The sequence below is a fragment of the Stenotrophomonas sp. 112478_Sma genome, assembly GCF_056479905.1.
Genome location: NZ_CM151072.1, coordinates 3,985,397 through 3,998,140, shown reverse-complemented (window position 1 = coordinate 3,998,140; position 12,744 = coordinate 3,985,397). Strand labels below are relative to the sequence as shown.

9 protein-coding genes are annotated in these 12,744 nt (G+C 66.6%); 5 read left to right on the top strand and 4 right to left on the bottom strand.

Going from position 1 to position 12,744, the window contains the following annotated elements:
• The first annotated feature begins 73 nt into the window (after positions 1–73).
• Positions 74–2,467 carry a DUF3772 domain-containing protein gene (locus tag ACZK08_RS18195; protein ID WP_065181518.1) on the top strand — a complete coding sequence of 798 codons (2,394 nt, stop codon included), beginning with the start codon at positions 74–76 and terminating at the stop codon, positions 2,465–2,467.
• A gap of 527 nt (positions 2,468–2,994) precedes the next feature.
• On the opposite strand, the gene ACZK08_RS18190 is transcribed toward ACZK08_RS18195, so the two are convergent.
• A complete protein-coding gene (locus tag ACZK08_RS18190; protein ID WP_065174360.1) occupies positions 2,995–5,100 on the bottom strand; it encodes a phosphoglycerol transferase I in 2,106 nt (701 codons plus the stop codon).
• 283 nt (positions 5,101–5,383) lie between these two features.
• Complete coding sequence (locus ACZK08_RS18185) at positions 5,384–7,027, bottom strand: ABC1 kinase family protein (protein WP_227255316.1); 1,644 nt, start codon at positions 7,025–7,027, stop codon at positions 5,384–5,386.
• 210 nt (positions 7,028–7,237) lie between these two features.
• On the opposite strand from ACZK08_RS18185, the gene ACZK08_RS18180 reads away from it, so the two are divergent.
• Complete coding sequence (locus ACZK08_RS18180) at positions 7,238–8,164, top strand: DUF808 domain-containing protein (RefSeq protein ID WP_065181519.1); 927 nt, start codon at positions 7,238–7,240, stop codon at positions 8,162–8,164.
• Positions 8,165–8,216: 52 nt separating this feature from the next.
• Here the strand turns inward: ACZK08_RS18180 and ACZK08_RS18175 are convergent, their stop codons facing one another.
• Positions 8,217–9,755, bottom strand: coding sequence for a GGDEF domain-containing protein (locus ACZK08_RS18175; RefSeq protein WP_053519859.1), 1,539 nt, complete (start codon positions 9,753–9,755; stop codon positions 8,217–8,219).
• Between the two features lie 105 nt (positions 9,756–9,860).
• Here ACZK08_RS18175 and ACZK08_RS18170 point away from each other — a divergent pair, with 105 nt between their 5' ends.
• The 3 genes from ACZK08_RS18170 (at position 9,861) to ACZK08_RS18160 (ending at position 11,712) form a co-directional block, all read left to right on the top strand.
• Entirely contained in the window at positions 9,861–10,496 is a 636-nt protein-coding gene (locus ACZK08_RS18170) for a Rossmann-fold NAD(P)-binding domain-containing protein (RefSeq protein ID WP_065181520.1), read from the top strand.
• Entirely contained in the window at positions 10,496–11,203 is a 708-nt protein-coding gene (locus ACZK08_RS18165) for a helix-turn-helix transcriptional regulator (protein ID WP_053519857.1), read from the top strand. Before ACZK08_RS18170 ends, ACZK08_RS18165 begins: the two co-directional genes overlap by 1 nt.
• Before the next feature lie 122 nt (positions 11,204–11,325).
• Positions 11,326–11,712: a VOC family protein gene (locus ACZK08_RS18160; protein ID WP_065181521.1), complete on the top strand. Its 387-nt coding sequence runs from the start codon at positions 11,326–11,328 to the stop codon at positions 11,710–11,712.
• A 36-nt stretch (positions 11,713–11,748) separates the two neighbouring features.
• Here ACZK08_RS18160 and ACZK08_RS18155 read toward each other — a convergent pair whose 3' ends face one another.
• The gene (locus ACZK08_RS18155; RefSeq protein WP_231107741.1) at positions 11,749–12,732 is read right to left on the bottom strand and encodes a hypothetical protein; all 984 of its coding nucleotides are present in this window, start codon (positions 12,730–12,732) and stop codon (positions 11,749–11,751) included.
• Between the last annotated feature and the right edge of the window lie 12 nt (positions 12,733–12,744).

Here is a 12,744-nt window from a genome sequence, read left to right as displayed (position 1 = left end):
GTCGCGCGCAGGCGCGGTGGTCCGCGCGAACCGGTGTGCATCTGGCGTGTCTTCCTTCCTGCAATCGATCCGCATGCGCGGGCCCTGGCTGGGCCTGCTGCTGGGTGCTGCCCTTCTGCTGTCCGCGCCCGCGCTCGCGCAGAACGAGGCGCCTACGCCGAAGCAGCAGCTGGCACAGATTGACAGCGCGCTGAAGGAGATCGAGCGCAAGCGTGACGACGCCGAAGCCACCGAAACACTCGGCACGCTTTCAGAGAACGCGTCGAAGGCCAAGCGGGATGCCGAGGCGCTGGACAAGTCCCTGCAGCCACAGCTGGATCAGCTCAATGAGCAGCTGGCCCAGCTGGGTGAAGCGCCGCAGGGCACCACCGAGCCCCCCGACCTGGCCGCGCAGCGACGTACGCTCACCCGCGAGCGCGATGCCCTGGCCGCGTCGGTGGCCCAGGCAAAATCCATCGCGGTGCGTGCCCAGCAGTTGAGTGCGGACATCGACAAGCAACGTTCCGCGCAGATCAGCGAGGAACTGGGCCGCAAGGTCGATTCACCGCTGTCGCCGTCGCTCTGGCGGCAGGTGGCCGATCAGCTTCCCGACGACATCGCCCGCGTGCGCCCGTTGGCGCAACAGGGGCGTGACACCCTGGGCAAGGCCATCGACACCCACGGCTGGAGCACCCTGCTGCTGGGCCTGGCCGCAGCACTGGTGATGATGTTCCCGCTGCGCCTGTGGCTGCGGGCGCTGGGGCGCCGGTTCGCCGCCTCGGAACGCGCGCCGGACGGCCGCCTGCGCCGTTCCGGCCTGGCCATGTGGCTGCTGCTGGTGGGTACCCTGCTGCCGGGCTATGCGGTGGTGGTGCTGGTGGCTTCGCTGAATGCCATCGATGGCATCGCCCCGCGCCTGCAGAACGTAGCCGATGGCGTGGTGGCGGCGACCTTCGCTGCGGCCTTCATCGCCGCGCTCAGCGCGTGCCTGCTGATGCCCAGGCGCCCCTCCTGGCGGCTGCTGAACCTGGATGACACCGCCGCGCTGAAGCTGCGCAAGTACGCCTGGGGTGCCGCTGCGCTGGCCTGGCTGAGCAACGTGCTGGTGGCCATTGACCGTGCCACCCGCACCAGCGACGTGACCACGGTGGCACTGGATGGCGTGATTGCGCTGACCTACCTCGGCCTGATCATGGCCATGCTGGTGACCCTGGCACGCCTGCACCGGCGGCAGACGGCCGAAGCCGAAGCGAAGCTGGAAGCGCAGGCCGATGGTCTCGGCGCACAGCAGCCGGTGCGCCGCAGCAGTTGGTTGGTACTGGCGCGCGTGGCTGGCAACATCGCGGTGGTGGCGGCGATCATCGCCACGCTGCTGGGCTATGTGAACTTCGCCAAGTTCGTGAACCAGCAGTTGATCGGCGGCAGCATCGTGGTGCTGGCAGCCACCCTGCTGTTCAAGTTCGTCGATGATTTCTGCACCTGGCTGTTGAACGCCGACAGCAAGGTTGGCCAGACCATCCTGCTCAGCACCGGCCTGAGCGTCTCCAGGCTGGAGCAGGCCGGCGTGCTGCTGTCGGCGGTGCTGCGCACCTTCGTGGTCCTGATCGCGCTGCTGGCACTGGCCGCGCCCTTCGGCAATGTCGGCTCGATCGTGGAGCGCTTCGCGTCGCTGGCCAATGGCATTCCCATCGCCAAGGACCTGACGCTGGAGCCGGGCCGCATCGTACTGGCCATCGGCGTGCTGCTGGCCGGGCTGGGGGTGATGCAGGTGGTGCAGCGCTGGCTGGCCGACACCTACCTGCCCAAGACCGAACTGGATCTGGGCGCGCGCAATTCAATCAGCACCGTCGCCCGCTATCTTGGCATCATCATCGCGGTGCTGTGGGCCCTGACGGTGATGGGCCTGAACCTGCAGAAGCTGGCGCTGCTGGTCAGTGCGTTGTCGGTGGGTATTGGTTTCGGCCTGCAGGCGATCACCCAGAATTTTGTTTCCGGCCTGATCCTGTTGGCCGAGCGACCGGTGAAGATCGGTGACTGGGTGAAGCTGGGTGACCAGGAAGGCGACATCCGCCGCATCAATGTGCGCTCGACCGAGATCCAGGTGGGCGACAAGTCCACGTTGATCGTGCCCAACTCGGAGCTGATCACCAAGACCATCCGCAACATGACGATGGGCAACAACCAAGGCCGCATCCAGATCCAGTTCGCGGTACCGACCAGCACCGACGTCGCCGGCCTGCGGCAGGCCATGCTGGATGCCTATGGCGCGCACACCAGCGTGCTGCAGACGCCCGCGCCGACGGTATACATCGACGGCATTGCCGGCGGCCAGATCACCATCAACAGCTTCGCCTACGTGGCCAGCCCGCGGCAGGTGTACGGCACCCGCAGCGATCTGTATTTCAGTCTGTTGCAGATCCTGGCGGAGCGGAACATTCCGCTGTCCACGCCAACGGACATCCACATCACCCGCGACCCCCAGGAGTAGGGGATTCCCGGCAGGGCTGCGCCCTGCACCTGCCGAGGCCGGAGCAACAGCAACAGCAACAGCAACACCAACACCAAGCATTCCATGGGATGGCGGGGTGGGTCCGGTTGCGGGGGCCGCTGCAAGTACGTCCATGTAAGCTCGGTCGCCGCATCCATGCGGCTCACGCCCCCGCAACCGGACCCACCCCGCCTTCGACAGATTTCCGCGATCTGCTGGAATTGCTTTTGGGGTCAGATCCGTTTTCTTCCGCAGAAAACGGATCTGACCCCAGATTGCTTTCGATATCTGACAGAAGTGTCGACCAAGGTCGACACCTACCCACACCTGCCGGAAACCGTCAGAGGTGGGGCGGTGTGGGTTGGCAGGACCGTTGGCGCCATGGATGGCGCCATCGAGCCCCCATGGATGGGTTTACGGCGTGTCCTGCCAACCTACACCGCCCCGCCATCCCACGGAATGCACGCTGTTGCTGCTGCCTTTGCTCCAGCTCGCAGCAGGTGCAGGGCGCAGCCCTGCAGAGAACCCTATCCCCGCGGTCGGCTGCGCGAGGGCACCAGCGCGAAGGTATCCACGGCCAGCTTCTCGGCGTGATTCAACCAGGCGCGGATCTCCAGATCGTCCACTTCATGATCCAGTCCGAAGGACACATTGATCTTGCCGTCGGCATCAGGCTGGACCCACTGCTGGGCCAGCACCACCTTGCGCTGCGATGACACGGCCTCGATCCAGAAACCGCGATCCGGGCGCGTGCTTGCCACCAGCTGCAGCATGTACTGGCCGGCGCGGGTGCGGCGGCCCTTCTGGGTGATCATGTGGGCCTGGCGCACGCTCGGGCGCGGGCCCTGGAACGCATCCAGCGGCGCGTCCACCGCGATGCCACCACGCAGGTCGTCGTCGCGGTACAGCTTGATGCCGTTGTCGCGGTTCACCAGCAAGGCGCACCAGTCGCCGTCGGCCGACCCATCCTCGAATGCGGTGCAGCGATCCACATAGGCCAGGGTGTTGTCCGGATCGGCATCGTCGAACTGGCGGGACGTGTTCTCCAGATACACCGACTTCAGGCCCCAGTCCTTGTCGTACTCCAGCAGGACCGGCGGCTGCACGTGCTGCATGCCCACCACCACCTGGTCGTCGTTGTCGATCCTCAGTTCGCGGGTCGGCTCGCCCAGCCACAGCGACCGGGCGAATGCCAGGTACTGCGGGTAATCGCGGCCGCCATCGCGACGCGCCGCGACGCTGGCACTGGGGGCACGTGTTTCGTCCAGCAGCGAGCGGCCGAAGCCCATCGTGCGCAGGCCCGGATCGAGCAGGCCCAGCAGGGTGGCGCCGGAGTCCAGCGTCGAGCCGTTCTCCGCCGCCAGCTGGCGCGGCGCCACGCCATCACCGAGGAACAGCAGCAGGTTCTCGCGCTTCTGCCTGGCCAGCACGTGACTGAGATCGTTGGGCATCGCCAGATGGTCCGAGGCGATCACGATCAGCGTGTCCTTGCCGTACGGACTGGCCTGGATGCGCTGGACCAGCTGCGAGATCAGGCGGTCGGTGCATTTGAGCGCGTTGAGCAGGCCGATGTTGCCGTACTGGCTCTGGTAGCGTTCGCCCTTGCACGACACCGGCAGGTGGCCTGCGGGATGGTGCGTATCCATGGTCAGCGTGGTCAGCATGAACGGTGCGCCGGCGCGCGAGAGCTGCTCGAAGCGCTGGTAGGCGGTGTCCAGCAGCACGTCATCGTGTACGCCCCAAGCAGAGTAGTGAATGCGCCCGATCTTCTTCTGCTGCTTGAACCACGCCAGATCATGTACTTCGTCGAAGCCGTGGCTGGCCAGGAACTGGCCCTTGCCGGCGAACTGGCCGTTGGCGCCGCCCAGATAATGGTTGGTGTAGCCCTGCTGCTTCAGGTAGTCGCCCAGGCACACGGCCTTGGGGAGGAAGCTGCCCATCCGGTCCATGCTGTTCTCATCGCCCTGCGAGGTGGTCAGCGGCACGCCGCACATCGATGCCACCAGCCCGGCGATGGTCCAGCCACTGCCTTCGGCCGATGCCAGGCCGCGCACATCCAACGACCTGGCGGCCAGACGATTGAGATTGGGCATCAACCCGGGAAACACGTTCTCGTCCAGATAAGTGCGTTCAAGACTTTCGCCGTAGATCCAGACGATGTTGCGCGGCCGCTGCAACGGCTGGGTAGGCACCTGGTATTCCGGCGCGATGCGCGCGAAATCAACCGGTCGCAGCTGCTGGTAAAGACGCTGGCCGTCGCGCGCCAGCGGACTGACCATGAGCGTGACCACCCATGCGACGGCGAAGCCGGCGAACCAGGCCGCACCCCGTCCGGGCCGATGCCAGCGGCGGACCCGCGTGGCGAACAGCGGTAGCAGCGAAACCAGGGCCAGCACGATGAAGCCGGCGATGTAGCCCTTGAAGTCGGCGACGCCGGCACCCTCCATGTCCGCACCCAGGTGGTACAGCGTGGCGGCGTTGAGTCCGTCACCGGAGAGCTTGTCGATCAGCCACCACGTGCTAAGCGCCAGCAACAGCAGTGAGAACGAACCGGCCTTCCACCACATCCATTTGTCGGAAGCGAGGAACAGCCAGACCAGCAGCAACAACGACAGCAGAAGGATCCAGAGCATAGGCGGCTTCGGCAGTGAACGGGGTGGTGCGATGGACGTCGTACCGACGCGTGTCCATCCGACCGGCGCTGCCGCTAGCATGTGTGCATGACAGGCCGATGACCCGATAGTGCATGCACGAACCTGACTGAAATGTTTGTTGATCGACCGCGTGCGGTAACAGCGCGATCAAGTAAAACGAGCGTGAAAATGCGCGTTGGATTGCATTAAGAACCGCATGAATGCGGCACTTCGGAGATGGACGTATGGCGCAGGTGCACATATCGCGCACCACGCACTCCGCTCATCGATGGCCGCGTTCCTCGCGTGCCCGCGCGCGCCGATCGAACAACAGCGCGCTGGTGACGATGCCCAGCCCCAACGCCACGCCGATCAGCATCAGCACCAGCGCGATCGCCGGGTAACCGAACACATGCCAGCCGGTATCGAGCTTCATCATCAGCGATGCGGCGAGAATCAGCGCTGCGCTGATGATGCCCGCCGCCACGCGGTTGGCGATCTTCTGCAGGTTCTCCATCAGCCGTGATTCCTCCAGCCCGGTCACCTTCATCTGCAGGCGGTTCTCGGCCAGCAGGGCCATGATGTCCGACAGCTTGCGCGGCCCATCGCGCAGCAGCTGCTGCAGCTCCATCGCCTCGCTGGCGAGGTTGGCGGCCGACAGCGACTTCTTCAGGCGCGCGCGCATCACATGCTGCAGCTGGCGTTCGACGATGCGGCGCGTGTCCAGTTCGGGCGCGAGCAGGCGGCAGACCGTCTCCAGGTTCAGCAGCGCCTTGCCCAGCAGGCTCAGTTCCGGCGGCGTACGCAATCCACAGGCCGTGGCGATGCGCACCATGTCCAGCACCACGCGTCCCTCGGAGAAGTTGCCGCTGGCGGCATAGCGCGCGATCAACTGGCCGGTCTCGCGCAGGTAACGCTCCTCGTCGAAGGCTTCCAGCCGGGTGCTGATGCTGATCAGATCGTCCGCCACTTCTTCGCCGCGGCCATCGACGGCGGCGAACAGGATCTTCAGCAGGCGCTCGCGCAGCCGCGGTGGCATGTGCGCGACCATGCCCAGATCGAAGATGGCGAGGCGACCATCGGGCATCACCCGCAGGTTGCCCGGATGGGGATCGGCGTGGATCTCGCCATGCACGAAGATCTGGTCCAGGTAGCCCCGGATCAGCGCGGCTGCCAACGGGTCCATCGACTGCTCGGTACGGCGTACGCCGGGTATCGCGTCCACGCGAACGCCGGTGGCCAGCTCCATGGTCAGCACGCGCTGGCTGCTGTAATCCCAGATCGGCTGCGGGACCCACAGGCGCCGGAAGGGCCGCAGATGGCGCCCGAAGCGGGCCAGGTTCTCGGCTTCGGCGTGGTAATCCAGCTCCTGCATCAGGGTCTTGGCGAACTCGTTGAGCCAGTCGCGCAGGCGCACCCGGCGGCCGACCTGGGTCAGGTGATCGGCGGCCAGAGCGAAGCTGCGCAACGCTTCCAGGTCCGAACGCAGCTGCGCGGCGACCTCCGGCTTCTGCACCTTCACCGCGACCTGCCGGCCGTCATGCATCACCGCACGATGGACCTGGGCGATCGAGGCGCAGCCCAGCGGCTCGGGGTCGAAGGCCGCGAACAGCTTGCTCACCGGTGCCCCCAGCTCCTGCTCGACGATGGCGTGGATGCGTTCGACCGGAATCTCGGCCACCTTCTCCTGCATGCGCTCCAGTGCCGTGGCGAACTCCACCGGCACCATGTCTGGACGTGTGGACAGCATCTGGCCCAGCTTGACGAACGTCGGCCCCAGCGCTTCCAGGTCACTGACGAACTGCTCGGGATTGCCGTCGGCCGGCACCTCGGCCTGGCTGCCGGCTGCGTCCAGGTTCATGCCGGAGAACACCCCCGAATGACGGTAGCGCATCAGCAGGCGCAGGATCTGGCTGCGTCGGCTCATGCCTTTTACCAGCGGTGGATTGCCAGTGGCGGTGGGCGGATTGTTCAAACGGCACTCCTTGTGGACAACGACCGGTAGTGCCGGGCCATGCCCGGCGGAACGGGATCACCTCGCCAGTCTGGCCGGGGCAGGGTAGGCACGCGGTGAATCCACTTCCTCCCGGGCCGTTGGATCGGTCAGAATCCGTCCATCCTCCCTCCTGGAACCCCCATGGCCGGTGCCAGCCTGTTTGCCCTGCTCGACGATATCGCGACGCTGCTCGATGACGTCTCGATCCTGACCAAGGTGGCCGCGAAGAAGACGGCCGGTGTGCTTGGCGACGACCTGGCGCTGAACGCGCAGCAGGTAACCGGTGTTTCCGCCAACCGTGAACTGCCTGTGGTCTGGGCGGTGGCCAAAGGCTCGCTGCTCAACAAGGTGATCCTGGTTCCGGCCGCGCTGGCGATCAGCGCCCTGGAAGCCTGGCTGCATGGTCGTGGCTGGAACGTGCCGCTGATCGTGCCCTTGATGATGATCGGTGGCGCATTCCTGTGCTTCGAGGGCGTGGAAAAGCTGGCGCACCGTTTCCTGCATTCGGCGGACGAGGACGCCGAGCACCAGGCCGAGCGGCGCAGGGCGCTGGCCGATGCGGAGGTGGACATGGTGGCGTGGGAGAAGGACAAGGTGAAAGGTGCGATCCGTACCGACTTCATCCTCTCTGCCGAGATCATCGTCCTGACACTGGGCGTGGTTGCCGCCGCCTCGTTCTCCCAGCAGGTGCTCACCCTGGTGGTGGTCGCATTGGCGATGACGGTGTTCGTCTACGGACTGGTTGCCGGCATCGTCAAGCTGGACGACGCGGGCCTGTACCTCTCGGGTAAGGGCGGAGCGGTCGCAGCGTTCGGACGCGGCCTGGTCGCATCGGCGCCGTGGTTGATGAAGTTCCTGTCGATCGCCGGCACCGTGGCCATGTTTCTGGTCGGCGGCGGCATTCTGGTGCACAACGTGCCGGCGCTGCACCACGCGGTGCAGGCGCTCGGTGGCGAGGGCCAGTGGGGCTGGCTGATCGGCGCGGTTGCCAACATGGTGGTGGGTATCGTCGCTGGCGCCATCGTGCTGGCGGCGGTGACCGGCATCCAGAAGCTGCGCGGGAAGTAGCCGCGTCGCCGGACGGGCGGCGGTAGCGCCGGGCCATGCCCGGCGGAGCGCTTCAGCCCGCCTGCACGCGGTTCTTGCCCTGCCGCTTGGCCGCGTACAGCGCCTCGTCGGCGCGTCGCAGCAGCGCCTCGCTGTCATCGCCGGGCTGCCATTGCGCCAGTCCGGCACTGAAATGCACCGGCACGCGCCGGTCCTGCACGGTCAGTACCCGATGCGCCAGTGAGCGCTGCAGGCGCTGCACGGTGGCCATGCTGTCCGCACCGGGGGTCTCCGGCAGCACCAGCACGAACTCGTCGCCGCCCAGCCGCGCGATGCCATCGGTGGCGCGCAGCAGCAGCCTGCACACCGCCACCATGTGCTGCAGCAGCGCGTCACCGCCGGCGTGACCATGCGCGTTGTTGGTCTGGTGGAAGTCATCCAGATCGATCACCGCCACGCCCAGCGGCGTGTTGTTGCGTTCGGCGCGCGCCAGCTCGCGCTGCAGCAGTTCGTCCAGGCCCCGGCGGTTCAGTGCCTGGGTCAGCGGATCGATGCGCGCGAGGTCGCCGGCCATGCGCAGTTCCTGTTCCAGCTCGGCGATGCGTTGTTCAGCGCGCTCCACGTCCAGCCGTGCGGCAGCCAGGTGGTCGCGTGCCTGCGCGGCCTGCTGCTGCACTTTGCCGGTATCGCGCATCACCTCCTGCAGCAGCTGGTTCAGATCGGCGATGCTGCGCGCCTCGCGCAGCTGCAGTGCGTAGCTGCCGATACGGTCATGGTATTCACCGGTGCTGGTGGCCATGCCATCCATGCGTTCGATGAAATCCCCCATCAGTCCGCGCATCGCCGCCTTGGAGTCGTCGATGCCCTGGCGCAGCAGGCCCTGCCGGTAGATCACCTCGCGCAGCTCGGCACGCGTTCGTTCAACGGCCTCGGCCTGCAGCGGGCCGGACAGCAGTTGCCGCACCGCCGCGATCTGGCCCTGCAGCCAGCTGCGATCGTCCAGCAGTTCGCTCACATTCTCCAGCAGCAGTGCGAACAGCTCCAGCAGCAGCGCCTGCTGTTCCTGCCAGCTGCCGGCACGCACGCCGATCTGATGGCCGAGCTCGCGCACACCCTGCTCGATCGGCTCCAGGGCGCTGCCCGGCTGCCAGTGGCGCAGGCGAAGGGACAGCGCCTGCGCCTGCTCGCGCAGGTCCGGGTCGTGCTGCAGCAGCGCCACTACCGCGCCGCCCAGCAGCAGGCGCAGCTGTTCGGACAGGCGCAGGCTGTCGGGCTGCCCATCCGGTGAATGCTGGTCGATGGTGCGGATGTACTTGTCGATCAGTTGCCGCATCGCCCGCCCGTAGCGTGGCCAGTCGGCGCTGGCCTGCGCGGACTGCAGGCGATCACCCATGTCGCCCAGTTCGCCCGGCAGCGTCGCCATGCCATTGGCGAACGCGGCCAGCAGCGGCTCCGGCGCATCGGCACCGGCAAAGAGCCGTTGCAGGCTTGCGCTGCTGCCGCCCTGCAGGACCACGCGCTCGCCCTCACCCGCGTCGGCAACCGCGCGCACGCGTGCCGGCGGACCGAGGGCGGTGCCGGGGGCGGGGCGCGGATCGGGGTGGTCCGTCATGGAGCGAATCCTGGGGCTGGCAGGGTCTGGTTCCAGCATATCGGCGCGGCTGCCGATGGCTTGAACGGCTAGGATGGGCGACAGGATGCCGCACGGGAGGTGGTGATGCGCGTGATGTTGCTGGGGGCGACCGGCCTGGTCGGCGGGCTGACACTGCCCGGGCTGCTGGACGACCCGCGCTGCAGCGCCGTGATCGCGCCCACCCGGCGTCCGCTGGCGTTGACCCATGGGAAGCTGGAGAACCCGGTGCTGGCCTTTGACGCGCTGCCGGCCTCGCCTGAGTGGGCGCGCGTGGACGCGGTCATCTGCGCGCTGGGCAGCACCAGCGCCCAGGCCGGCAGCCGCGCGGCCTTCCACCGCATCGACCATGACTATCCGCTGGCGTTCGCCCGCCTCGCACAGGCACAGGGCGCGAAGACCTATGTATTGAATTCCGCCGCCGGTGCCAACCCGCAGTCGTCGATCTTCTATAGCCGGGTGAAGGGCGAGCTGGAGCGTGACCTGCGCGCGCTGGGCTTCGCCTCGCTGACCCTGGTGCGGCCTGGACTGATCGGCGGCGAGCGCACCGAGGTCCGTCGTGGCGAGCGTTTCGCACTGGCGGTGCTCGGTGCCCTGGGGCCGGCACTGCCGCGGGCATGGCGGATCAATCCAGCCGCCGAGATCGCCAAGGCACTGACCGGAGCCGCGCTGGCCCCGCAACCGGGTGAGCACGTGGTGACATCAAGCGCACTGGTCGGCTGATGTCGCGTGCGCTGCGCCTGACCCAGCTGCTGCAGCTGCTGCGCCGCCATCGACGGCCGGTGGCCGGACAGGTGCTGGCCGATGCGCTGGGTATCAGCCTGCGTACGCTGTACCGCGACATCGAGACGCTGCGCGGGCAGGGCGCTGACCTGCGCGGCGAGGCCGGCGTCGGCTACCAGCTCGCGCCGAGCGACACGCTGCCGCCGATGACCCTGCCACCGGCCGAGATCGACGCGCTGGTGCTGGGCCTGCGCTGGGTGGCGGCCCGCACCGAGCCGGCGCTGGCCGAGGCTGCCCGTGATGCGTTGGCGCGCATTGCGCATGTGTTGCCCACCGCTCGCCGCGAGGCACTGCGTGACAGCGGTCTGCGCGTGGGCCCTTCACGAACAGCGGCGAAGGTGCCGGCGGCCCGGCTCCAGGCGGTGCGCGAAGCCGTAAGCGCACAGCAGCGCCTGAAGTTCGGCTACGAAGATGCGCACGGCCAGCGCAGCGAGCGCATCGTCTGGCCCTTCGCGCTGGGTTACTTCGACGAAGTTCCGATGCTGGCGGCGTGGTGCGAGAGCCGCGAAGACTTCCGCCACTTCCGGCTGGACCGCATCCGCCAGGTGCGCGCGCTGGAGGATCGCTATCACGTGCCACGCGCCATCCTGCTGCGGCGCTGGCAGAAGGCCCAGGGCATCGCACCGGACTGGTTGGATCGTTCGTAGCATCGGGCTTGCTCGACGGCCTTCGAGCTTGGCGAACAGCGGGCGAACAATCGCGATGCTGCTGACAGAATCTGTCAGCAGGGCGGTACCACCATGAAGGCTCCCAACAACGGAGCGTCCCCATGTTCAGGCCCAGCACCCTGCTGCAGTACGCAAGTGATGTCGCTGCCAGCGCCGCCTTCTACAGCGGCATCCTCGGCACACCCCCCGTCGAGCAGTCGCCCGGCTTTGCCCTGTTCCTGCTCGGCGACGGCGCCGCGCTCGGCCTGTGGCAGCGCGATGACGTGCAGCCGCCGGTGTCCACGCAGGCCGGCGCCGCGGAACTGGCGATGGTGGTCGCCAACCCGGAGGCTGTACAGCAGATGCACGACGCGTGGCGCGCACTCGGCGTGCAGATCGTGCAGGCCCCGGTCACCCTGGAATTCGGGCATACCTTCGTGGGTGTTGATCCGGATCGGCACCGCCTGCGTGTGTACAGCCGCGCCGAGGGCCTACCCGCGCGCGGTTGAATCAGGGAGGGAGCCGGTACGTGCCGACTCCTGGACCTAGCCTTGCTTCTGCGCTGCTTCGATGACGGTTGCAAATGGCTCGTCGTCTTCCGAATTCCATGCAATGGCCTGCTGGGCCAGTTCTCCGACCACATCGCGCTCAGGATTGCACCGCTTGAGCTCCTTGATGAACTGCCGGACCTGACGGGGCGTCAGTTCACAACCTGGATAATCGAAGAGATTGAGCGCGGCATCTGATGAACGGTCCAGCAGGTCGGGCGCGAGTATGGAGTAGGCTTTGATGTAGCGGGAGAGCGGAATATCCGACAGGAAGTTCTCGGCTGCACACATGATCGAGGCATCATGTGGCGGGTTCCGAAGGAATTCCCTCATGACCGCAAGGACGACTTCTACCGACGGCGGTTTCGTCAGTGGCCTGTAGAAGTGGTTGGCATATGCACGATCACCTTCGCGGGTGACCGCAGCATCCGATAGCGTTGCGAGCGTCGTGATCCAGACGTCAGCGTCCAGCGGCGTAGCCGGTTCGGCATGTCCTTGTTGATCGGCATTGGGGGTGACCGCCCGGACGATGGGCTCGCCGTTGCGCCATGACTGCAGGCGGGAGTCGATAATTGCGTACACCTGCTCCTGTTTGTCCCACATGGCGTCCGGCGATGGCATGGTGTCTTGAGGGAACAACGAGAAGAAGTCCGAAAAGTAGGGAGCGGCCATGCAGAAGTAGCGAACGGTGAACTCCAGCAATTCCGGGTCAAACGCAGCGCCGGGGATTTCGTCCTGGAAGGCAGCTTCGATGCATGCCAGGGAATCTGCCGGCGAGGGGGCGGCTGCCACCGTAGAGCCGACCGACGCGTCAAGGAAAGCGTGATTTCGGGCAAGCCAGCGCAGGAAGATGATCCCGAGGACCCAGTTCGTGTCTGACGGATCCTCATCCCTCGTCAACCGTAAGAAGAATGGAGAGGCGCGGAAAAAATCATCACCCGCCTTCAGGAATTCTTCGAGTGCGGGTGGTGTCTCAGCCATGGAAGTTCGACG

Coding starts and splice junctions, on each gene's coding strand:
- ACZK08_RS18195 (WP_065181518.1), top strand. CDS start 74: ATGCGCGGGCCCTGGCTGGGCCTGCTGCTGGGTGCTGCCCTTCTGCTG.
- ACZK08_RS18190 (WP_065174360.1), bottom strand. CDS start 5,100: ATGCTCTGGATCCTTCTGCTGTCGTTGTTGCTGCTGGTCTGGCTGTTC.
- ACZK08_RS18185 (WP_227255316.1), bottom strand. CDS start 7,027: ATGAGCCGACGCAGCCAGATCCTGCGCCTGCTGATGCGCTACCGTCAT.
- ACZK08_RS18180 (WP_065181519.1), top strand. CDS start 7,238: ATGGCCGGTGCCAGCCTGTTTGCCCTGCTCGACGATATCGCGACGCTG.
- ACZK08_RS18175 (WP_053519859.1), bottom strand. CDS start 9,755: ATGACGGACCACCCCGATCCGCGCCCCGCCCCCGGCACCGCCCTCGGT.
- ACZK08_RS18170 (WP_065181520.1), top strand. CDS start 9,861: ATGCGCGTGATGTTGCTGGGGGCGACCGGCCTGGTCGGCGGGCTGACA.
- ACZK08_RS18165 (WP_053519857.1), top strand. CDS start 10,496: ATGTCGCGTGCGCTGCGCCTGACCCAGCTGCTGCAGCTGCTGCGCCGC.
- ACZK08_RS18160 (WP_065181521.1), top strand. CDS start 11,326: ATGTTCAGGCCCAGCACCCTGCTGCAGTACGCAAGTGATGTCGCTGCC.
- ACZK08_RS18155 (WP_231107741.1), bottom strand. CDS start 12,732: ATGGCTGAGACACCACCCGCACTCGAAGAATTCCTGAAGGCGGGTGAT.